Genomic DNA, 21,392 nt, shown 5'->3' with positions numbered 1-21,392 from the left:
TGGTTGAAACTATGTCCATGAATCACACAGTTGTGAAGCGTCAAGAGGTCGATTCTCGACGCGGGAAGTCGGGCCATTAGCGCAACACCGCCGATGGCGCTATGTGCCCGTTGCCAGTTGGAGGATGTTGTCGACTCGCCAATGCTTTGCTGCGATGAGCTGAGCTCTGGTATGTCCCTGCGTAGGTCCACTCACGCACCACCGCCCCGTCGCGACCAGCACGACTCCCGTTGATCGCCAAGCTCGCACGATCGCCGCACATTCCCTACAGATTGGAACCGGTTTCAATCAACTTGACCGACGTTACACTCCATTAACCGAGGGTTATCCCGGATGCCGACGCACCTTCAAATTTGTATGATGACCACATCACCTTACAAACCTGAGCGTCATGTTCGAGAAAATTCCCGCCCGTGCGATGAGCGACCATGTTGCGCAGCAGTTGCTGAAGCAGATCGAAGCCGGCAGCTTCTCGGCCAGCGGCAAGCTCCCGACGGAAGCCGTGCTTGCGCAGGAATTCGGCGTGAGCCGCACCGTGATCCGCGAGGCGATCTCGCGGCTGAAGAACGAAGGCGTGGTCGAGCCGCGTCAGGGCAGCGGCGTGTACGTGAACCAGCACGGCGCGATCCGGCCGCTGCGGATCGACTACGCGGAAGCCGTCGAGGCCACGTCGCTGCCGCACCTGCTCGCGGTGCGCCGCGCGATCGAGGCCGAAGTCGCGGCCGAAGCGGCCCTGCATCACACCGATGACGACATGGCCGACATCGACGCCGCGTTGCGCAAGATCGACGATGCGGTCGCGGAAGGGCGCGACGGCGTCGCGGAAGACGTCGCGTTTCACCGCACGATCGCGGCCGTCACCGGCAACCCGTATTTCCTGAAGACGCTGCAGTTCCTGAACCAGTACCTCGAAGCCGGCGTGAAGGTCACGCGGCGCAACGAAGCGACGCGCGAGGACTTCTCGCGCCAGGTGCGCGACGAACACGCGGCGATCGCCGACGCGATCCGCGCACGCGACCCGATGGCCGCGCGCAATGCGGCGCGCACGCACATGTACAACGCCGCCCGCCGTCTCGCGGAAGCCGGCATCTGCTGAAGCCGGCGGCCGCCGCCTCTGCCGGCGCCGCCGCTGTCACGAACCTCTTCCGAATCGATCAAGGTTGACCATGTCACGAAATGTTGGAGTCATCGGCCTCGGCGCAATGGGCCTCGGCGTCGCCCGCTCGCTGCTGCGCGCCGGCCTGCGCGTGCACGCCTGCGACGTACGCGACACCGTGCTGCAGGCGTTCGCCGCCGAAGGCGGCATCGCCTGCGCGACGCCTGCCGAACTCGGCGCGCAGTGCGACGTCGTCGTCACGCTCGTCGTCAATGCCGCGCAGACTGAAACGGTGCTGTTCGGCGAGCACGGCGCGGTCGCGGCGATGAAGCCGGGCGGCGTCGTGATCGCGAGCGCGACCGTCGCACCCGACTTCGCGGTCGCGCTCGGCGCGCGCATCGAGGCCGCGGGCCTGCAGATGCTCGACGCGCCGGTGTCCGGCGGCGCCGCGCGCGCGGCGTCGGGCGAGATGACGATGATGACGTCGGGCCCCGCCGCCGCGTATGCGGGCTGCGACGACGTGCTCGCCGCGATCGCCGGCAAGGTCTATCGCCTCGGCGATACGCACGGCATCGGCTCGAAGGTGAAGATCATCAACCAGCTGCTGGCCGGCGTGCATATCGCGGCGGCGGCCGAAGCGATGGCGCTCGGCCTGCGCGAAGGCGTCGACGCCGACGCGCTGTACGACGTGATCACGCACAGCGCCGGCAATTCGTGGATGTTCGAGAACCGCGTGCCGCACATCCTGAACGGCGACTACACGCCGCTGTCGGCCGTCGACATCTTCGTGAAGGATCTCGGCCTCGTGCTCGATACCGCGCGCCGCAGCAAGTTCCCGCTGCCGCTGTCGGCCACCGCGCACCAGATGTTCATGAGCGCATCGAGCGCCGGCCACGGCGGCGAGGACGATTCCGCCGTGATCAAGACTTTCCCCGGCATCACGCTGCCGCCCGCCCGCTGATTCGAACGACGCTCCTGCCATGACCGCTTCCGCTTCCGCTTCCCGTCCCCTGCTCGGCTGCATCGCCGACGATTTCACCGGCGCGACCGATCTCGCGAACATGCTCGTCAAGAGCGGCATGCGCACCGTGCAGACGATCGGCGTGCCCGCCGACGGCACCGCAGACACCACGCTCGACGCCGATGCGATCGTCGTCGCGCTGAAATCGCGCACGATTCCCGCGGCCGACGCCGTCGCGCAATCGCTCGCCGCCTACGAGTGGCTGCGCGCACAAGGCTGCCGGCAGTTCTTCTTCAAGTACTGTTCGACATTCGATTCGACCGACGCGGGCAACATCGGGCCCGTCGCCGATGCGCTGCTCGATGCGGCCGGCGGCGGCTTCACGATCGCGTGCCCGGCGTTCCCCGAGAACGGCCGCACGATCTATCGCGGCCATCTGTTCGTCGGCGACGTGCTGCTGAACGAATCGGGCATGGAGAATCATCCGCTCACGCCGATGAAGGACGCGAACCTCGTGCGCGTGCTGCAGCGGCAGACGAAGTCGCCGGTCGGCCTGATCCGCTACGACACGATCGCGCTGGGCGCGGCCGCCGTGCGCACGCGGATCGAACAACTGCGCGCGGAAGGCGCGCGCTTCGCGATCGCCGACGCGCTGTCGGACCGCGACCTCTACGTGCTCGGCGAAGCGTGCGCGGGCCTGCCGCTCGTCACCGGCGGCTCGGGCATCGCGCTCGGCCTGCCCGCGAATTTCCGCCGTGCGGAGCAACTGCCCGAGCGCGACAACGCGGCGTCGCTGCCGCGCATCGACGGCCCGTCGGCCGTGCTCGCCGGCAGCGCGTCGAAGGCCACCAATGCGCAGGTCGCCGCCTGGCGCGCCACGCGGCCGAGCTTCCGCATCGATCCGCTCGCGGCATCGCGCGGCGAGCCCGTCGTCGACCAGGCGCTCGCGTTCGCGCGCTCGCACCTGCCGCAGCCCGTGCTGATCTACGCGACCGCGACGCCCGACGAAGTGAAGGCCGTGCAGCAGGCGCTCGGCGTCGACGCGGCCGGCCATCTCGTCGAATCCACACTCGCGGCGATCGCGCGCGGCCTGCGCGATCTCGGCGTGCGCAAGTTCGTCGTCGCCGGCGGCGAAACGTCCGGCGCGGTCGTGCAGGCGCTCGACGTGAAGTCGCTGCAGATCGGCACGCAGATCGATCCGGGCGTGCCGGCGACGGCCACCATCGACGCGCAGCCGCTCGGCCTCGCGCTGAAGTCCGGCAACTTCGGCACCACGGACTTTTTCGACAAGGCGCTGCGCGCGCTGGACGGAGCCGCACGATGAGCGACGAAGCGACACTGCGCGAAGAGATCTGCGTGGTCGGTGCGAGCCTGTATGCGCGCGGCCACGCGGTCGGCAGCGCCGGCAACATCAGCGCGCGGCTGCCCGACGGCTGGCTGATCACGCCGACCGATGCATGCCTCGGCCGGCTCGACCCGAACGACATCGCGAAGGTCGGCCTCGACGGCCAGCCCGTGTCGGGCGGCAAGCCATCGAAGACGCTCGCGCTGCATCGCGGCATCTACGCACGCAACACCGAAGCGCACGGCGTCGTCCACACGCATTCGACGCATCTCGTCGCGCTGACGCTCGCGGGCGTATGGCGCGACACCGACGTGCTGCCGCCGCTCACGCCGTACTACGTGATGAAGGTCGGCCACATTCCGCTGATCCGTTACCGCCGCCCCGGCGACCCGGGCGTCGCGGCCGAAGTCGCGGCGCTCGCCAACAAGGTGCGCGGCGTGCTGCTCGACCGCCTCGGCCCCGTGATGTGGGGGCCGTCGGTGTCGCACGCGTCGTATGCGCTCGAGGAACTCGAGGAAACGGCACGGCTGTGGCTGATGACGAACCCGAAACCCGAGCCGCTCGACGACGCCGCGCTCGACGAATTGCGCGCCAGCTTCGGCGCGCGCTGGTAACGACGCACCACGCAACGATTCCCATGCCCGCCGTGTGCGCGGGCCTTTCCGTCAGCACACACATGATCCGGCGGCGTACGCGCCGCCGGCAAACAACACCCTGGAGACGACGATGACTGCTCTCGACGCGGCCGCTGGCCGCTCGCCCGCCGCGCCCGCCCATGGCGCGGAACTCGACCGCACCTACAAGAAAGTGTTCTGGCGCATCGTGCCGTTCCTGATGCTCTGCTACGTGGTCGCGTATCTCGACCGCGTGAACGTCGGCTTCGCGAAGCTGCAGATGTCGCAGGATCTCGCATTCAGCGAAACGGTGTTCGGGCTCGGCGCCGGCATTTTCTTTCTGGGCTATTTTCTGTTCGAACTGCCAAGCAACCTGCTGATGCACCGCATCGGCGCGCGCATCTGGATCGCGCGGATCATGATCACGTGGGGCCTGCTGTCCGCGCTGTTCGCGTTCGTGCAGACGCCGACGCAGTTCTACGTGCTGCGCTTTTTGCTCGGCCTCGCGGAAGCCGGCTTCTATCCCGGCGTGATCCTGTACCTCACCTACTGGTTCCCGTCGCATCGCCGCGCGAAGATCATCGCGGTGTTCATGTCCGCGATCCCCGTGTCGGGCATCTTCGGCAACCCGCTGTCGGGCTGGATCATGGAGCGCTTCCACGGCGGCTCGGGGTTCCACGGCTGGCAATGGATGTTCATGATCGAAGCCGTGCCGGCCGTGCTCGTCGGCATCGCGACGATCCTGTATCTCGACAACAGCATCCGCAGCGCGAAGTGGCTCGACGAGCGCGAGAAGCAACTGCTGGAGGACGAGATCGCCGCGCAGCCGCAGGAACAGCAGCAGCACGGCCATTCGCTGAGGGCCGTGTTCTCGGACCCGCGCATGTGGTGGATGTCGCTGATCTACTTCGCGTTCGTCACGGGCCAGTACGGCCTCACGTTCTGGATGCCGACGCTCGTGAAATCGACCGGCATCACCGATACGCTGCAGATCGGCCTGCTGTCGGCGATCCCGTTCGTCGTCGCGATCGTCGTGATGAACCTGTTCGGCCACAGCGCGGACAAGCGCCGCGAACGCCGCTGGCACCTGATCGTGCCGGCGCTGATGGGCGCGGTCGGGTTTGCGGTCGCCGCGTCGTACTCGCACAATACGGCGGTGTCGATCGTGTTCCTGTCGCTCGCGGCGGGCGGCGTGCTGACCTGCGCACCGCTGTTCTGGTCGCTGCCGACCGCGTTCCTCGCGGGCTCCGCGGCCGCGGCCGGGATCGCGATCATCAACTCGGTCGGCAACCTCGCCGGTTTCGCGAGCCCGTACGTGATCGGCTACCTGAAGGACGCCACGCACAGCACGGCGTCCGGCATGTACGTGCTCGCCGCGATGCTCGTGATCGGCGCGATCGCCGTGTGGCTCACGCCTGCGAAACTCGTGAACCGCTGATCTGCGGAACCGGCCGCCATTCGACGCGGGGCGCCATGCGCCCCGCCCCCTTCATTCACAGGACCCGCTGCCATGCCACGCTTCGCCGCCAACCTCTCGATGATGTACACGGAGCACGCGTTCCTCGAACGCTTCGCCGCTGCCGCCTACGACGGCTTCAAGGCCGTCGAGTACCTGTTCCCGTACGACTTCGCCGCCGAGGACATCCGCGCGCGCCTCGATGCGCACAACCTCGAACAGGCGCTGTTCAACGCGCCGCCCGGCGACTGGGCCGCGGGCGAACGCGGCACCGCATCGCTGCCGGGCCGCGAAGCGGAATTCCGGCGCGGCATCGACCAGGCGCTCGACTATGCGCGCGTGCTCGGCAACAAGAAACTGCACGTGATGGCCGGCATGGTGCCGCCGGGCGCCGATCGCGCACGCCATCGCGACACCTACCTGGCGAACCTGCGGCATGCGACGCAGGCCGCGGCCGCGCAGGGCATCACGATCCTGATCGAGCCGATCAACCCGCGCGACATGCCCGGCTACTTCCTGAGCCGCCAGGACGACGCGCAGGCGATCTGCGCGGAAGTCGGCGCACCGAACCTGAAGGTGCAGTTCGACTGCTACCACTGCCAGATCGTCGAAGGCGATCTCGCGATGAAGCTCAAGCGCGACTTCGCGGGCATCGGCCACATCCAGATCGCGGGCGTGCCCGAGCGCCACGAGCCGGACGTCGGCGAACTCAACTACCCGTATCTGTTCGCGCTGATCGACGCGCTCGGCTACGACGGCTGGATCGGCTGCGAGTACCGCCCGAAGGCCGGCACGTCCGAAGGGCTCGGCTGGCTCAAGCCTTACCTGTAATTCCCGCATTCCTTTGAGGGTCAAGAACATGAAAGTACTGATCACCGGCGGCGCCGGCTTTCTCGGCCAGCGTCTGGCGCGCAAGCTGCTCGAGCGCGGCGAACTGACCGGCCCCGACGGCCGCAGCGAGAAGATCGACGAGCTGGTACTGCTCGACGTCGTCGAAGGCAGCGATTTCGGCGACGCGCGCGTGACGTCGATCGTCGGCGACATCGCCGATCGCGCGGTGCTCGACAGCGCGATCGACACGCACACCGGCGCGATCTTCCACCTCGCGGCAATCGTCAGCGGGCAGGCCGAAGCCGATTTCGATCTCGGCATGCGGATCAACCTCGACGCGTCGCGCACGCTGCTCGAAGTATGCCGCGCACGTGGCCACAAGCCACGCGTCGTGTTCACGAGCTCCGTCGCGGTCTACGGCGGCACGCTGCCCGACGTCGTGCAGGACGACACCGCGCTGAATCCGCAATCGTCGTACGGCGCCGAGAAGGCGATCGCCGAGCTGCTGCTGTGCGACTACGCGCGGCGCGGCTTCGTCGACGGCCGCGTGCTGCGGCTGCCGACCATCAGCGTGCGGCCGGGCCGCCCGAATGCGGCCGCGTCGTCGTTCGCGAGCGGCATCATCCGCGAGCCGCTGAACGGCGAGGAAAGCGTGTGCCCGGTGCCGGGTTCGACGCGGCTCTGGCTGCTGTCGCCGCGCGGCGCGATCGAAGCGCTCGTCGCGGGCTGCGAGATCGACGGTGCGAAGCTCGGCAACAAACGTGTGATCAATCTGCCCGGCCTGTCGGTATCGGTCGACGAGATGATCGCGGCGCTGCGCGAAGTCGCGGGCGACGAAGTCGTGAAGCTGATCCGGCACGTGCCGGACGAGCGCGTCGAGAAGATCGTCGGCAGCTGGCCGGGCCGTTGGGACACGTCGCGCGCGCAAGCGCTCGGGCTGACGGGCGATACGTCGTTCGCGGACGTGATCCGCAGCCATCTCGCCGACGAACGGCGCTGATTCGCGCGCTGCCCGCCGCGTGGGTGCGGGCTGCCGGGCCGCATCAACGCGGCCTGGCGGATTCCCCGATGGGCAACGACGCGCGTGTCGTTCCGCCCGACCGGTTCGCCGAACCGGCCGCCCACTGCCACGCGAGCAAGCCCGGCAGATAGAACAGCAGGTCGCGCACGCGGCGGGCGCCGGCCAGCGCGAGACAGGTCGGCGGGTCGAACCCGAGCAGCCCGCCGATCAGCACGAACCCGCCCTCCTGCACGCCGAGGCCACCCGGCATCAGGAACGCGATGCTGCTCACGAGCTGGATCAGCGCCTCGATCGCGAGTGCCTGCGCGAAGGTCGGCTCCGCGCCGAGGAACACCAGCGCGAGCCAGATTTCCAGCGCATAGCCGACGAACTGCAGCGTCTGCCAGATCACGAGATAGCGCACGACGATGCCGGTCTTTCTCCAGATCATCCGGATCGACTGATCGGTACGCGCCGATTCGCCGACCAGCGCCACCACCTTGCCGCTCGTGATGCGGTTGAGCATGCGCATCGCGCGCTCGAACGGCCGCACATGCTGCACCAGCGCGAACAGCAGCAGCACCGGCACCAGCGCGGCCATGCCGATCGCGAGGTTCCCGGCCACCCGCGCGGCGTCGGACGACACATGCTCGAGCACGTAGCCGATCGCGACCAGCGCGAACACCAGCTGGCTGATCAGCGTCAGCTGCATGTCGGCGACGAGGCTGGCCACGGCGGTTGCCGGCCGCACGCCCGTCTGCCGCAGCAGGCCGAACGACACGATCTCGCCGCCGATCCGCGCGACCGGCAACAGCCCATTGATCGATTCGCGGATCCACACGAGCTTCAGCATCGTCGCGAACGACGGCCGGCGCGGGCCGCGGATCAGCATCCGCCAGTCCCACGCGTTCGCGAGCATCGGCAGGAGGTGGGCCAGCGCCGCGAGCAGCAGCCCCGCGCCCGCGATCTGCAAACGATGCAGGATTTCCAGCGGATGCTCGCGCCAGATCAGCCACACGGCGAGCGCGAGCCCGCCCAGCGCCGCCGCCTGCCCCGCATGGTGGAGCCGCGCGTCGCCGCGCGCGGCGTTCCGTTCCGCGGCATCGGCGCCGGGGTTCGTCTGCGTCGTCATGATTCGCTCGCCGGCGACAGCAGGCCTTCCCGGTCGACGCGAAAGCGCGTGCCTCGCCACACGACATGCGACGAGAAGAAGCTCGACACGAACACGAAGAACTGCAGGAGATCGACGAACGGCAGCCAGATCGCACCGCGCAGGCCCGCGCCGGTTGCCCGGCTCGTCTTCAGCATCAGCAGCACCCGCGCGGCGAGCGCCGCGGCTGCGAGCCCGCACGCGGCCACCGTGCCGCCGGAGAACAGCAGTGCCAGCAACGCGAGCGGCACCGGGTGCATCAGCACCGAGCCCGCATGGCCGAGCCGGTCCGCCGCGCGGATCGTGCAGCTCCAGCGCAATTCGTGTGCGTACAGCTTCGCGAACGTCTCCTCGACGCACGCATGCCCGACGACGAACGGCGGAATGACGACCTGCGCGCCCGCCTGCCGCACCGCTTCGCCCAGCGCGTGATCCTCGGCCAGGTGATGCGCGAAACGCGTGAGCCCGCCGATGCGTTCGAGCGTCGCGCGCGTGATCGCAATCGTCTGGCCAAAGCACGGCCGTGCGCGCCCGACGAAGAGCCCGGTGATCACGCCCGGCAGGAAATGGTAGTTCGTCATCGCGACGGCGACCCCGGGCCAGAAGCCCGGCGATGCAATGCCGCGATACACGCTCGTCACGATGCCGACATCGGGCTGCTGTATCGCGCCGACGACCGCGCGCAAATAATCGCGCTCGACCAGCACGTCGCTGTCGGCGAGACAGAGCACCGAATACTCCGCGTGTTCGAGCATGTTCACGAGATTCGCGATCTTGCGGTTCGGCCCGTACAGCCGCGCATCGGCGACGACCTTGATGTTCGCGTCAGGGTAGCGCGCACGCAGCGTCTCGACGGCTGCGAGCGCTTCGTCGCCTGCATCGTGCACGCCGAACAGATGCTGGATCGGGCCTGGATAATTCTGCACGAAGAAGCTTTCGAGATGCTGTACGAGTTGCCACTCGCCGCCGTGCAGCGGCTTCGCGACGGTGACGCCCGGATAATCGCGCGGCTCGGCCGCCGCCCGGGAAAAGAACCGGCCGACCAGTACGCTGGCCGTGACCGTGTATGCAATGCCCAGCAACACGCCCAGCCCGCAGACGATCGACATTGCCCCGGCCAGCGCGCGCAGCACATGCAGCAAAACCATGCTTCTCCCCCGTGGTGACCCGTGCAACTACGACGCCCGGGACCCGCCGCGCGCACGCGGGTTCACCCGTGCGCGCCGCCGTATCGATTCCCGTGGAGCCGGATGTGAAGGACGACCAACCGACGGTACGCGCAATCGGATGACACGACTACCGTGCGGCGATCGATTCCTGTCACACGCACGCAGCCGCATGCGACCGCGGCCCGGAACGCCGCATCGGCAAGCTTGCGGGCCGAAAGGATGGCGGTCACGATCGCGATGACGACCCAGATGCGGAACGTCATCGTGGTGAAAAATGCTTCGGGTACGCGCCATGCAAGCAACGACACCAGCACGAAACACTGAATGAACATGCCGGCCAGTGCGGCGATCAGCAGGTGGGTGCGCCATCGCTCGATCGTCGAGACTGTCATGAGAAGTGAACCTCCCGTACGGACGACACGCATCGATCGCGAAGCGATCGGAAGGGTCGCGGATGGACGGGCACGCACGCGCGGCATGTGCCCGACATGCGTGACCCGGTTCGGGATCCGGGGAAACGGAGAACAACCCGACGAATGTTGTGGCCGATGGTAGCGGGATTGCCGGCGGCAAACCTTAAGCGTTCTTCAGAATCGGCGGAACCTTGATGCAGCACAATTACAATCCGTTGCACGCCATGCATGGTTGCACTCGTACAATCGCAAGCATCTGCCCCCGAACCGACCATGCGACTCCTCCTTGTTGAAGACGACGACCTGATCGGCAGCGGTCTCGAGATCAGCCTGAGTCAGGCCGGCTATCACGTCGACTGGTTGCGCGACGGTCACGCGGCCGCCGCAGCGCTCGCGACGACGCGCTTCGCGCTCGTCGTGCTCGATCTCGGCCTGCCGGGGAAATCGGGCACGGAGCTGCTGCGTGCATTGCGCGATGCGGGTGATACGGTTCCCGTGCTGGTGCTGACCGCGCGCGGCACCGTGGCCGACCGCGTCCGCGGCCTCGACGACGGCGCGGACGACTATCTCGCGAAACCGTTCGACCTGACCGAGGTGTTGGCCCGTTGTCGCGCGCTCGTGCGCCGTTCGCAGGGTCGCGCCGGCGACGAGATCGTATGGCGCGACATCACGATCGACCTGACCGCCCACACGGTGACACGCGATGCATCGCGCATCGCACTGACCTCGCGCGAGTGGGCCATCCTCGTTCAGCTCGTCAGCCACCCGGGCGCGCCGCAGTCGCGCGCACGCCTCGAAGACACCCTGTACGGCTGGCAGGAAGGCATCGAAAGCAATGCGATCGAGGTCCACGTCTCGAACCTGCGCAAGAAGCTCGGTGCGGAACTGATCCGCACCGTCCGTGGCATCGGCTACGTTGTCGACCCCGCATGATCTCCCGCTCGATACGGCGCCGCGTTTCGTCGATGGCGCTCGGCTGCGTGACCATCGTGTGGCTCGCCGCCGTCTTCGGCAGCTTCCGCTATGCGACCCGCGAGATCGGCGAATGGGAAGATGCCCGCCTCGTCGAATATGCGTCGCTGCTGGTCAATCTGTCGCCCACCGATCTCGACCGCCTCGCCCGCTTTCCGCCGGACGCGCGCGTCGAACTGGATCGCGGCAATGCGAGTTCCGTCCCTGAAACCGACGGCGATCGCCTGCGGCGCGACGTGCTGTTCGAGGTACGCGACGCGCGAGGCAATGTCGTCGCGTCGAGCCTTCCGGCAGAAGCGTCCGGGTTGCCCGACACGCGCAACCCGCGCGGCACCCCTGAAACGATTGTCATTCACGACGCATCATGGCGCACGCACACGTTGCGCGACGACGCGTCGGGGCGCTGGATACGCGTGATGGAGACCGCCAATACGCGCAGCGACCTGGCGACCGGCATCGCGCGCGGCATCGTCCTGCCGCTGATCGTCGCGCTCCCGGTGCTGGCGCTGCTCCTCTGGTACCTGATCGGGCGCGGCCTCGCGCCATTGAAAACGCTGTCGGCGCTGATCGGCGCACGCGACGCACGATCGCTCGAACCGCTCGGCATCGCCACGGTGCCGGACGAAGTTCGCACGCTGGTCGACGCAATCGACCGCCTGCTGGCCAGGCTGCGGCAATCGATCGTGCGCGAACGCGCGTTCACGTCCGACGCCGCGCACGAGCTCAAGACGCCGCTCGCCGCGATCAAGGTGCAGGCGCAGGTGGCGATCGCAACCGACGATCCGGCGCGCAAGCAGCTGGCGATGCAGCGGGTGGTTCAAGGCGTCGACCGCAGCGCGCGACTCGCCGAACAGTTGCTGCTGCTCGCGCGGCTCGACGAATACGAACGCATTCCGACGCGCGCCGTCGTCGTTCGCGAACTCGTCGATGCCGCCATCGATCGCCATCTCGCGAAGGCATCGGACAAGGCGATAGCCCTCGTGGCCGGCACCGTATCCGGACGGGCGATCGAAGCCGATCCGATCCTGATCGGCATCCTGCTCGACAACCTCGTCGACAACGCCGTCAAGTACGGCCGCCAGGGCGGCCGCATCGAGATCCGTGTAGACGACGACGGCGCGCGGCAACGCATCGTCGTGCGCGACGACGGGCCAGGGGTTGCGCCCGGCGAGCACGAGCGGCTCGGCGACCGCTTCTATCGCGGCAGCGGCGCGCAGTCGCCCGGCAGCGGGCTCGGACTGTCGATCGTCACGCGCATCGCGCTCTATTTCGGCGGCACCGTACGGTTCGGAGCCGGCATCGACGGGCAGGGCCTCGGCGCCGCGATTACGCTGCCGTCGGCGGGCACGGGCGAACCGGTGCCAGCCGGCGCACGCGACGACCGGTCGTCGCGTGCGATACCGCCTGCTTAACGTTTCGTTAAGGAAGCGACCGTAGAATCCACCCGACCGATACCTTCCCCGTCTTACGCCAGGAGTCTTCATGTCCACGCCCGCCCGATACGACACCGTTGCGCGCCTGCTTCACTGGCTGATCGTTGCGCTGATCGTCGCGCAATATGCGATCGGCTGGACGATGCCCGACGTGCATCGCGACACCCAGCCCATCGGCCTGATCGCCGCGCACCTCCTCGTGGGAACCGCGCTGCTCGCCGCGATGGCTTGCCGCGTGTTGTGGCGCGCGACGCATCGCCCGCCCGCGAGTGACCTGCCGCCCGCGATGCGCGCACTGTCGGGCATCACGCATTTCGCGCTCTACGCGCTGCTGATCGCGGTGCCGCTGCTCGGCTGGATCAACGCGTCGTCGCGCGCATGGAGCGTGACCCTGTTCGGGATCGTGCCGTTGCCCGCGCTGTCGGCGGCCGGCTCCGGATTCGGCCACGCGATGGGCGACGTGCACGGCATCCTCGCATGGGTGCTGTTCGGCGGCATCTGCCTGCACGTCGCAGCCGCGCTGGCGCACCGCTTCGTGCTGCGCGATCAGGTCACGCAGCGCATGCTGCCCTGGTGATCGCCACGCTGGCGGCACGGCACGCCATCGCGCGCATGAACCGGGCGGCCGCCGATACCGATACCGTCTTCGTTCCGGTTCATCGCGCGAGCGACCTGCCCGCCCATCGGGCGCGGCCGGCGAGATGATCGCGGCGCCGCGCGAAGCGGCGCGCGATGACGGGCATCGCAGCCGGCGCCCTTCTGCCGCGTCGAGCGGCACGCAGGGCCGACGTACTGCCGTGCCGCGAACACGACGGCCTGAAGTCACACAAGACCATATCGGCACCTAGTTGCTGGTCTGCGCCGGCGTATCGGGAGCCGGCGCATGCGCGGCGGCAGCCGCCATCCGGGCCCGGTCCTGCTCGGCAAGCTTCGCTTCCGCCGCCTGGATGTCCGCCGGATACTCGCCGTCGTCTCCCTTCGCCGGGTCATACCCGGCTGCTTCCAGGCGCATCAATTCGTCGCGAACCTGCGCACGCGTCAGCGGCGCGGCCGATTTCGCGAAGGCCGACTGACCGACGATCGCTCCGATCATCGTCAGGACTGCGATATATGTCTTCATCATGAACTCCTTCAATGTTCCGTATCGATCAACCTGGTTGAATGCCTTGCATGCCTGACCTGCGAACGCAGGCGGCTGCGTCAGCTTCCGAAATAGATCGTGCAGAAGCTCGCGGGGCCGACGCACGCGGCAGAACCCTGGCGCGGCGACATCGCCGCCGGCTTGCCCGCCTCGGATGACGCGGCCGGATCGCTACCGACCGCCATGCTGGCCTGATGCTCCGGCATCCGTTCGGCCTGCCGCTGGAACAGCGGGCTCACGTCCGGATACGACGTATCGGTCACGAAGCGCAGCCCGTTGTTTTCGGCGTCGATCAGTTCCTGCCTGACCTGCGCGCGCGTCAGCGCCTGCGCCGACGCTTGCGTCGCAATACCCGCGAGAGAAATCGCCGCCACGGCGGCGGCCACCAGCCAATGCGTGTTCATGTTCCACTCCTTGAGAAGTCAACGAGACGACGTGCTACACCCGTATGACGACGGAGCGTGTGCGTTTATTCCCTCGCATCGCGCAACTCGAATCACGCGGCTTCTCCGGCGCCGGGAGCGCCCGGGACGGACGTTCATGAAACTGTCATTCTTTCGTCAGCCGGCGTAACCTGACGTAACGCAGCGCCCGCCGCGCTTCGGGCAGACTGACGTCACCCCTTACGGATCGCCCTACGATCGACCATGTCCGTCGCTTACGACTATGCAGCCGGCCTGCTGCGCACGCTGTACGACCGCCATATCGACGGCGGCGCGGTGCTCGACACGGCCGCGTTTCCCGATGCCGAGCGTTTCGTCCGTGCGTGGGCCGACATCCGGGCGGAAGCGCTCGACGTGGCGCGCGACATGCCACGCATCCCGCGCTTTCACGAGATCATGCGCGAGCAGTACGACATCTCGGCCAACGATGCACGCGACTGGCGGATGTTCATCATGCAGGCGTACGGCCAGCCGTTTCCGCGCAACCTGTCGCGCTGCCCGACCGTCGCGTCGATCGTCGCGGCGTCGCCGGACGTGTTGTCTGCGTCGCTGTCGTTCCTCGCCCCCGGCAAGCACATTCCCCCGCATCGCGGGCCGTTTCGCGGCATCCTGCGCGGCTATCTCGTGCTGTCGATGCCGAAGCGCGCGGACGGCACGCCGGCCGCCGTGCTGAAAGTCGACGGCCACGAATACCGGCTCGAGGAAGGACGTTTCCTGCTGTGGGACGACACGTTCATGCACGAGGTGTGGAACGACAGCGACGCCGTGCGGATCGTGCTGCTGCTCGATATCCGCCGGCGCGGGATGCCGTGCTTGCTCACGTGGCTGTCGAATGCGGTGATCGGCGTCGTGCGGCTCGGGATCAGAATGCGCGGGCGATCGATTCCGGTTTAGCGCACGCGGCCGGCGTGCACCGGGCGACCGATCGTTTCGACTGCCCGCTTGTGCGTCGAAAGGGAATTCGGCCCGCCCGGCGATACCGGCCAAATCATCAGGATACCTTGACGGATCTATCTTCCAACGTATAGATGCCGCGCCTGGCGACGCACGGGAAAGGCGGGTCGATCGCCCGCACATTCGTCAGTTCCCAGCACACGTATCCGGCACACCATTGCTTGCCTTGTGAGCGGGCTTCGTCAGGCGTCCAGTCGTGAACCCCCACGACGTCGACCAACGCGAGCGCGATACCGTCGGGATCCTCCTGCCCGTCCTGTCGCAGGAAGACCGTGTTCTGCACCAGCACGAGATCGCGCAACGGTAGGGCCGGCGGCGCCCACGACCGGATTTCGACCCGCTTCCGGCCCGCGACGATATCGTCGACGGCGGGCTTGACGATCGACAGCGCGGATCGCGGCATGGCAGGCATTTCCTTCCTCGGCAAGTGGAGAGCGTGCGACCGTCGATCGGCATGGCAGCCGAATCCGGCATGCGATGACGGTCCGGGCAGGATTGTTGCCGATTCGCGTGAACGTGTCGACCGGGACGGACCGGACGGCGCACCGCGACTACGCGATGCCGGCTTTCCGCCCCCGAAGGATCGCCTAAACTACAGACCGTCCCCTCCGCGCGGCTCCTGCCAGCCACCGCCATGGCACACCTCTTCTTCGCCGCTTCGATCCAGCGGCATATCGAAACGCCCGAGCGCGAAATCGACGCCCGTACGCTCGGCGAAGCATTCGACACCGTTTTCAGCGAACAGCCGCGCCTGCGCGGCTACATCCTCGACGACCAGGGTGCGCTGCGCAAACACCTGTCGGTATTCATCGACGGCCAGCCCGTACGCGACCGGCAACGCCTGTCCGATGTGCTCGGCGACGCCAGCCGGGTCTATGTCGTGCAGGCGCTGACGGGCGGATAAGGGGACGTATGCACAAGCGCCGACCGCGTGCCGAAACGCCAGGTCGGGCCATCAGGAGACATCGCACATGAACGATCGACTGCTCGTCGCCACCCGCAAGGGCCTGTTCGTCCTGCAACCCGACGGCAACGGCGGCTGGACGCTCGGTGAACCGCACTTCGCCGGCGAGCCGGTCAGCATGGCGCTCGCCGACCCGCGCGACGGCACGCTGTATGCCGCGCTGAACCTCGGCCATTTCGGCGTCAAGCTGCACCGCAGGCTCGCCGGCGGCGCCGGCTGGGAGGAATGCGCGGTTCCGGTCTATCCGCCGCAACCCGCCGACGCCCCACCCGCCAGCACCCGCGTGAATGCCGGCACCGGCGACGCGGACGACGCGCCTCCCGGCCCGCCGCAGCCGCCGTGGACGCTCCAGCAGATCTGGTCGCTCGAGGCCGGCGGCGCCGACGAGCCGGGCGTGCTGTGGGCCGGCACGATTCCCGGCGGGCTGTTCCGCTCCGACGACGGCGGCAGTTCCTGGGTGCTCAACCGGGCATTGTGGGATCGCCCGGAGCGCGCCGAATGGGGTGGGGGCGGATACGATGCGCCGGGCATCCATTCGGTGATGGTCGATCCGCGCGACCGCCGGCACGTGACGGTCGGCATCTCGTGCGGCGGCGTCTGGCAGACAGCCGACGGCGGCGCGACATGGCGAGTGACCGCCGACGGCATGGAAGCCGACTACATGCCGCCCGAGCGGCGCGGCGAACCCAACATGCAGGACCCGCACCGCGTCGTGCAGTGCGCGGCCAACCCGGACGTGCTGTGGACCCAGCATCACTGCGCGATCTTCCGCTCGACCGACGGCGCCGAACACTGGCGGCGCATCGAGGCGCAGCCTTCGAGCTTCGGCTTTGCGGTGGCCGTGCACCCGCGCGAGCCGGATACCGCGTGGTTCGTGCCGGCCGTGAAGGACGCATGCCGGATTCCGGTGAACGGCCGGTTCGTCGTCACGCGCACGCGCGACGGCGGGCGCAGTTTCGAGCAGTTCACGAACGGGTTGCCGCCCGCGCCGGCATACGACCTCGTGTATCGGCACGGGCTCGCGGTGGACGATTCGGGTACGCGCCTCGCGATGGCGTCGACGACCGGCGCGCTATGGACGTCCGACGACGGTGGGGAAAACTGGCGGCTGGTGTCCGCGCATTTGCCGCCGGTTTATTGCGTGCGGTTCGGATAAGGGTGTGCGGCGGGCTGGTTCGCACGCCCCGCGATGTCGATTTCGGAGAGGTGCTCCCGGCCCACCCGCACAGTTCGCGCCGCCGTCCGCTTACCGCGCGACGTCTGCCGCTCCCATCCGCGCCACCGCCGCCCGCGTCTGCGCAATCTCTGCCTCGAGCCAGTCGAGAAACGACCTGACCTGCGGCTCCCGCTCCCGCCCCGGCCGGCACAGCGCGACGAAGCGCGCGCCGTTAATCCGCACCGACGGCTCGATCGGCGTCAATGCCCCGTGCACGACATGCTCGGCAGCCAGCACGGAGCTGAGCAGCGCGATGCCCTGCCCGTGCAGCACGGCCTGCAACGCGTAATGCTCGTCGTCGTAGTGGCGAAACACCGCGCGTTCGAGCCACGCTTCTCGGCCGGCCGCGCGGCACCACGACGCCCAGTCGACCGACACCGGCAGCGGCGTATCCCACACGGTCTCGATCAGGTCGAGCGGCTCGTCCGCGCGATGCGCGTCGAACCCGGCGGCCGCATACGCGCCGAAATACTCGTCGATCAGCGCAATCTCGTGCAGCGCCGGAAACGTGCGCGACGTCGCGCGAATCGCGAGATCGATCCGCGCATCGCGTTCGAGATCCACGAGCGTGTTGCCGGTCTCGACCTTGATGTGCAGGTGCGGATCGACGCGACGAAACCGGCCGAGGCGCGGAATCAGCCACATCGCGGCAAACGCGGGCGTGGTGGTCAGTGCGAGCGTGCGCTCGCCGGTTGCTTCCGGCCGCACCGCATCGAGCCCGCGGCTCAAGGCGAGCAATGCATCGTGACTCGCGCGAAACAGGCGCTCGCCCTCCTCCGTGAGCCGCACGCCGCTCGCACCGCGCTCGAACAGCAGCACGCCGAGCCGGCTTTCGAGCGACTTGATCTGGTGCGACACGGCGGCCGGCGTCACGGACAGTTCGTCCGCGGCGGCCTTGAATGCGCCGAGCCGCGCCGCCGACTCGAATACACGCAATGCGGTCAGGGGAATTTTCGAGAACACGGGGCCTCGCGGGCCGGATCGGCCGGGTTGAATGCGATTGAATCGGGGTGAGATTAGGTGAATTGAAGCGGGTGTGCAACGCGGATAGCCTTGCGGGACGTCGCGGCACGGTGCCGCGGCGAGTGGCGTCCGACCGGAGAAACAACGTGCAAGGCCTACCGCGCAGGATCACGCAGGCGGTGCTCTACGAAGCGATTGCGATTTCCTGCATCTCGCCCGCGATCGCGGCGATCTTCAAGCAGGACCTCGTCTATTCAGGCGCGCTGTCGGCGACGATGTCCGCAATCGCGATGCTGTGGAACATGATCTTCAACGCGCTGTTCGAGCACTGGGAAGCGACGCGCCGGCAGCCGGCGCGCACGCTCGGGCGGCGGATCCTGCACGCGACCGGATTCGAAGGGGGGCTGATCTTCATCCTGGTGCCCGTCGTGTCGTGGTGGCTCGACATCTCTTGGCTCGACGCGTTCGTCGTCGATATCGGGCTGTTTGCGTTCTTCTTCTGTTACGCGTTCGTGTTCCAGTGGGCGTTCGATCGGGTGTTCGATGTGCCGGCGGCGACGAAGGGGTCGTGAGCCGAACGCTCACACGCCCGCGAGATCCGCAGCGAGCACGAATTGCTCGACGCTTCATGCAAAAGGACTGCCGGGGTGCTGCGTCATCCGGCTGCGGCCTGTATCGACACAAGTGGACGCGCCGTTCAGCCGTCTGCCGTCTTCCTGCCGCCAACCGGATACATCACGCGTGTTGCGGATCATGGCCGCCTCCTCGATCGGGATCGAGCAGATCGGGGATCGAGCCGTCTAGCGCATCGTCCGCTCACCGTCGGGCCGCGCGTGAAGCCGAATGCAAAAAGCCGGCTGAAGCAGGGTGTGTGCCCTGCTTCAGCCGGCTCAACAGCACGTCAGACTTCCGGTCAGGCCCGTGAAGCCCGTCGCACGTCGCTCAATGCACGCCGAGATAAGCCTTCACCGCCGGCAGGCCCGGCTTGCCGTCGAGCGTCGTCACGCCGGCGAGCCACTTGTCGAGCGCCTGCGGGTTCGCCTTCAGCCAATCGGCCGCCGCCTTGTTCGGGTCTTGCTTGTTCATGATCGGCATCATCACGTGGTTCTCGATCGTCGTCGTGAACTGCAGGTTCGACACGAACTTCGCGACGTTCGGGCAGCGCTGCGCGTAGTCGGGCGGCGTCGCCGTCAGCACCTTCGCTTCGCCGTAGTTCGGGCCGAACACGTCGTCACCACCGGTCAGGTAGTCGATCTTCATCTGCACGTTCATCGGATGCGGTTCCCAGCCGAGAAACACGATCCACTGCTTGTCGCGGATCGCGCGATTCACCTCGACCAGCATGCCGGCCTCGCTCGACTCGACCATCTTGAACTTCCCGAGGCCGAACTGGTTGCCGTCGATCATCTTCTTGATCAGCAGGTTGCCGTCGTTGCCCGGTTCGATCCCGTAGATCTTCCCGTTGAGCTTGTCGGCGTACTTCTGGATGTCCGCGAACGACTTCAGGCCGCCCTGGTACACGTAGTCGGGCACGGCGAGCGTGTATTTCGCGCCGGTCAGGTTCGGCGTCGCGAGCACCTTGATCGTGCCGGCCTTCGTGAACGGCTGGATGATCGGGTCCATCGTCGGCGACCAGTAACCGAGGAACACGTCGATCTGCTTGCTCTTGATGCCGGCGAACGTGATCGGCACCGATGCGATCGTCTTCGTCGGGCTGTAGCCGAGCCCCTGCAGCATCGTCGACGCGAGGCCCGTGGTCGCCGCGATGTCGGACCAGCCGACATCCGCGAAGCGCACGTTCTTGCACACGGGCGGGTCGGCCGCATAAACGGTCGACATCGGCGCGGTTATCCCGATCCCGCACACCGCTGCGATCAATAGGCGCTTCATCTTCCTTCTCCTCAAAGTGATGTCGTTTGCTTGAATGCGGGATCGTTTATTGAAGCCGCGCGTCGCGATCCCGGCGACGTCGCGGACCATGGGGTCGGTCAGCGCCCCGGCAACCGGCGCTCGTAGCTCGGCGCGTGGCCGAACTGCGCACGGTAGGCCTTGCTGAAATGGCACGGCGAATGAAAACCGCAGACCGTCGTCACGCGCGCGATCGATGCGTCGGTCGTGCGCAGCAGGTCGCGCGCGCGCTTCAGGCGCAGCGTCAGGTAATAATGGGTGGGCGACACGTTCAGGTACACCTTGAACATCCGCTGCAGGTGCCGCTGCGACAGCCGCACGAGCCGCGCGAGCTCTTCGAGCGACAGCGGCTCCTCGATGTTCGCCTCCATCAGCCGCACGACCTCGATCAGCTCCGCACGCGAGAAGCCGACGCGCGCATCGACCGGAATCGGCTGCGTGTCGGTCGAGCTGCGGATGCGCTCCAGGATGAACTGCTCGGATACCTGCGCGGCCAGTTGCTGGCCGAACCGCATGCCGACGAGGTTCAGCATCAGGTCGAGCGGTGCCGTGCCGCCGGTGCAGGTCAGCCGGTCGCGATCGACGACGAACAGCTCGTCGGCGAAACCGACCTGCGGAAACTCGGAATGCAGCGCGGACAGGTTCTCCCAGTGCACCGTGCAGCGATAGCCGTCGAGCAGCCCGCTCGACATCAGCGCATACGCACCCGTGCAGATGCCGCCGAGCGGCAGCCCATGTTCGGCGAGCGCCGCGAGCGTATCGCGCGCGCCTTCGTCGACCACCTCACGGATGTGGATGCCGCCACATACGATCATCACGTCGGGCAGGTTCGTGTAGTCGAGCGCCTGCGTGGGCCGTACCGCGATGCCGTTGCTGGCGTGCACCGGACTGCCGTCGAGCGAATAGATCGACCACTGGTAGTGATCGGCACGCCCGACATAGTTCGCCATCCGAAGCACCTCGACGGCGCTCGAGAAAGCGATCATCGAGAAGTTCGGCAGCGTCAGGAAGCCGAAATGGGCGAGGGACGAAACCGGTGAAACGCAGGCGGCGGGCGCGACAGCGACGGCGGACGTCACATCGGTCTCCTGGCGAGGAGGTTGCAGGGGCCCAGCCCCGCGGCCGAAGCCGCGGAAGCCGTGATCCATTCAGGGTAAGCGGCCGGGAGAACTCGGCCGCCGGAGGTCAGGCCTGTGCGGGTGCGGCCTTGACGCGCAACAGCTGTTTCAGGCCCGAGAACAGCGGCGCCTTCGCGGTGCCCGGCGCACGGCCGAAGCTCTCGGTGATGCGGTCGAGAATGATCGCGAGCAGCACGACCGACAGGCCGCTTTCGAAACCGAGGCCGATGTCGAGGCGCTGGATA

24 protein-coding genes and 2 pseudogenes are annotated in these 21,392 nt (G+C 67.6%); 15 read left to right on the top strand and 11 right to left on the bottom strand.

Features of this window, described 5'->3' with window-relative positions; translation table 11 throughout:
* Positions 1–29: 29 nt before the first annotated feature.
* A pseudogene (locus tag G3N64_RS16300) lies at positions 30–205 on the bottom strand (IS481 family transposase); the annotation flags it as partial.
* A 186-nt stretch (positions 206–391) separates the two neighbouring features.
* Here G3N64_RS16300 and G3N64_RS16295 point away from each other — a divergent pair.
* From G3N64_RS16295 to denD, 7 genes are all read left to right on the top strand, one after another.
* On the top strand, positions 392–1,096 hold the full coding sequence (locus tag G3N64_RS16295; protein WP_205784857.1) for an FCD domain-containing protein: 705 nt from the start codon (positions 392–394) through the stop codon (positions 1,094–1,096).
* Positions 1,035–2,057 carry an L-threonate dehydrogenase gene (gene ltnD / locus G3N64_RS16290; RefSeq protein WP_277399114.1) on the top strand — a complete coding sequence of 341 codons (1,023 nt, stop codon included), beginning with the start codon at positions 1,035–1,037 and terminating at the stop codon, positions 2,055–2,057. The genes G3N64_RS16295 and ltnD overlap by 62 nt, the downstream gene beginning before the upstream one ends.
* Positions 2,058–2,076: 19 nt before the next feature.
* Positions 2,077–3,381 (top strand): 3-oxo-tetronate kinase, encoded by a 1,305-nt coding sequence (gene otnK, locus G3N64_RS16285; RefSeq protein ID WP_205784855.1) that lies wholly within the window; start codon positions 2,077–2,079, stop codon positions 3,379–3,381.
* Entirely contained in the window at positions 3,378–4,016 is a 639-nt protein-coding gene (locus G3N64_RS16280; protein WP_205784854.1) for an aldolase, read from the top strand. Before otnK ends, G3N64_RS16280 begins: the two co-directional genes overlap by 4 nt.
* A 112-nt stretch (positions 4,017–4,128) precedes the next feature.
* Entirely contained in the window at positions 4,129–5,454 is a 1,326-nt protein-coding gene (locus G3N64_RS16275) for an MFS transporter (protein ID WP_205784853.1), read from the top strand.
* Positions 5,455–5,526: 72 nt separating this feature from the next.
* Positions 5,527–6,303 (top strand): 2-oxo-tetronate isomerase, encoded by a 777-nt coding sequence (otnI, locus tag G3N64_RS16270; RefSeq protein ID WP_205784852.1) that lies wholly within the window; start codon positions 5,527–5,529, stop codon positions 6,301–6,303.
* Between the two features lie 28 nt (positions 6,304–6,331).
* Entirely contained in the window at positions 6,332–7,303 is a 972-nt protein-coding gene (gene denD, locus G3N64_RS16265) for a D-erythronate dehydrogenase (protein WP_205784851.1), read from the top strand.
* A 43-nt stretch (positions 7,304–7,346) separates the two neighbouring features.
* On the opposite strand, the gene G3N64_RS16260 is transcribed toward denD, so the two are convergent.
* The 3 genes from G3N64_RS16260 to G3N64_RS16250 all read right to left on the bottom strand — a co-directional run bounded on the left by G3N64_RS16260 (position 7,347) and on the right by G3N64_RS16250 (position 10,047).
* Positions 7,347–8,435: a lysylphosphatidylglycerol synthase domain-containing protein gene (locus tag G3N64_RS16260; protein WP_205784850.1), complete on the bottom strand. Its 1,089-nt coding sequence runs from the start codon at positions 8,433–8,435 to the stop codon at positions 7,347–7,349.
* Positions 8,432–9,601 (bottom strand): bacteriohopanetetrol glucosamine biosynthesis glycosyltransferase HpnI, encoded by a 1,170-nt coding sequence (gene hpnI / locus G3N64_RS16255; protein WP_205784849.1) that lies wholly within the window; start codon positions 9,599–9,601, stop codon positions 8,432–8,434. Before hpnI ends, G3N64_RS16260 begins: the two co-directional genes overlap by 4 nt.
* Before the next feature lie 62 nt (positions 9,602–9,663).
* On the bottom strand, positions 9,664–10,047 hold the full coding sequence (locus G3N64_RS16250) for a hypothetical protein (RefSeq protein ID WP_205784848.1): 384 nt from the start codon (positions 10,045–10,047) through the stop codon (positions 9,664–9,666).
* Between the two features lie 261 nt (positions 10,048–10,308).
* Here G3N64_RS16250 and G3N64_RS16245 point away from each other — a divergent pair, with 261 nt between their 5' ends.
* The 4 genes from G3N64_RS16245 to G3N64_RS40215 all read left to right on the top strand — a co-directional run bounded on the left by G3N64_RS16245 (position 10,309) and on the right by G3N64_RS40215 (position 13,145).
* Positions 10,309–10,968 (top strand): response regulator, encoded by a 660-nt coding sequence (locus G3N64_RS16245; RefSeq protein WP_205784847.1) that lies wholly within the window; start codon positions 10,309–10,311, stop codon positions 10,966–10,968.
* The gene (locus G3N64_RS16240; protein ID WP_205784846.1) at positions 10,965–12,419 is read left to right on the top strand and encodes an ATP-binding protein; all 1,455 of its coding nucleotides are present in this window, start codon (positions 10,965–10,967) and stop codon (positions 12,417–12,419) included. Before G3N64_RS16245 ends, G3N64_RS16240 begins: the two co-directional genes overlap by 4 nt.
* A gap of 70 nt (positions 12,420–12,489) precedes the next feature.
* Positions 12,490–13,017, top strand: coding sequence for a cytochrome b (locus G3N64_RS16235; protein ID WP_205784845.1), 528 nt, complete (start codon positions 12,490–12,492; stop codon positions 13,015–13,017).
* On the top strand, positions 13,014–13,145 hold the full coding sequence (locus G3N64_RS40215) for a hypothetical protein (protein WP_277399113.1): 132 nt from the start codon (positions 13,014–13,016) through the stop codon (positions 13,143–13,145). The genes G3N64_RS16235 and G3N64_RS40215 overlap by 4 nt, the downstream gene beginning before the upstream one ends.
* Before the next feature lie 139 nt (positions 13,146–13,284).
* Here G3N64_RS40215 and G3N64_RS16230 read toward each other — a convergent pair whose 3' ends face one another.
* Together G3N64_RS16230 and G3N64_RS16225 are read right to left on the bottom strand one after the other, a co-directional pair.
* Positions 13,285–13,560, bottom strand: coding sequence for a DUF4148 domain-containing protein (locus G3N64_RS16230; protein ID WP_205784844.1), 276 nt, complete (start codon positions 13,558–13,560; stop codon positions 13,285–13,287).
* Between the two features lie 80 nt (positions 13,561–13,640).
* Positions 13,641–13,985, bottom strand: coding sequence for a DUF4148 domain-containing protein (locus G3N64_RS16225; RefSeq protein ID WP_205784843.1), 345 nt, complete (start codon positions 13,983–13,985; stop codon positions 13,641–13,643).
* A gap of 243 nt (positions 13,986–14,228) precedes the next feature.
* Here G3N64_RS16225 and G3N64_RS16220 point away from each other — a divergent pair, with 243 nt between their 5' ends.
* The gene (locus G3N64_RS16220) at positions 14,229–14,918 is read left to right on the top strand and encodes an aspartyl/asparaginyl beta-hydroxylase domain-containing protein (RefSeq protein ID WP_205784842.1); all 690 of its coding nucleotides are present in this window, start codon (positions 14,229–14,231) and stop codon (positions 14,916–14,918) included.
* A gap of 97 nt (positions 14,919–15,015) precedes the next feature.
* On the opposite strand, the gene G3N64_RS16215 is transcribed toward G3N64_RS16220, so the two are convergent.
* Positions 15,016–15,381: an ASCH domain-containing protein gene (locus G3N64_RS16215; protein WP_205784841.1), complete on the bottom strand. Its 366-nt coding sequence runs from the start codon at positions 15,379–15,381 to the stop codon at positions 15,016–15,018.
* Between the two features lie 231 nt (positions 15,382–15,612).
* Between G3N64_RS16215 and G3N64_RS16210 the strand changes: the two genes are divergently transcribed.
* Both G3N64_RS16210 and G3N64_RS16205 read left to right on the top strand, forming a co-directional pair.
* Positions 15,613–15,882, top strand: coding sequence for a MoaD/ThiS family protein (locus G3N64_RS16210; protein ID WP_205784840.1), 270 nt, complete (start codon positions 15,613–15,615; stop codon positions 15,880–15,882).
* Between the two features lie 67 nt (positions 15,883–15,949).
* A complete protein-coding gene (locus tag G3N64_RS16205; RefSeq protein WP_205784839.1) occupies positions 15,950–17,098 on the top strand; it encodes an exo-alpha-sialidase in 1,149 nt (382 codons plus the stop codon).
* A gap of 90 nt (positions 17,099–17,188) precedes the next feature.
* Here G3N64_RS16205 and G3N64_RS16200 read toward each other — a convergent pair whose 3' ends face one another.
* Entirely contained in the window at positions 17,189–18,121 is a 933-nt protein-coding gene (locus G3N64_RS16200) for a LysR substrate-binding domain-containing protein (RefSeq protein WP_205784838.1), read from the bottom strand.
* A 146-nt stretch (positions 18,122–18,267) separates the two neighbouring features.
* Between G3N64_RS16200 and G3N64_RS16195 the strand changes: the two genes are divergently transcribed.
* Positions 18,268–18,693: a PACE efflux transporter gene (locus G3N64_RS16195; RefSeq protein WP_205784837.1), complete on the top strand. Its 426-nt coding sequence runs from the start codon at positions 18,268–18,270 to the stop codon at positions 18,691–18,693.
* Positions 18,694–19,063: 370 nt separating this feature from the next.
* Here the strand turns inward: G3N64_RS16195 and G3N64_RS16190 are convergent, their stop codons facing one another.
* The 3 genes and pseudogenes from G3N64_RS16190 to G3N64_RS16180 all read right to left on the bottom strand — a co-directional run.
* Positions 19,064–20,011: a choline ABC transporter substrate-binding protein gene (locus tag G3N64_RS16190; protein ID WP_205784836.1), complete on the bottom strand. Its 948-nt coding sequence runs from the start codon at positions 20,009–20,011 to the stop codon at positions 19,064–19,066.
* A 98-nt stretch (positions 20,012–20,109) separates the two neighbouring features.
* Entirely contained in the window at positions 20,110–21,108 is a 999-nt protein-coding gene (locus G3N64_RS16185) for a GlxA family transcriptional regulator (RefSeq protein WP_205784835.1), read from the bottom strand.
* 106 nt (positions 21,109–21,214) lie between these two features.
* A pseudogene (locus G3N64_RS16180) lies at positions 21,215–21,392 on the bottom strand (choline ABC transporter permease subunit); the annotation flags it as partial.

Source organism: Burkholderia sp. Ac-20344 (genome assembly GCF_017104975.1).
GTDB lineage: Bacteria > Pseudomonadota > Gammaproteobacteria > Burkholderiales > Burkholderiaceae > Burkholderia.
Note: the sequence above shows the minus strand (reverse complement) of the source record. Positions and strands in the feature narration are given on the sequence as shown.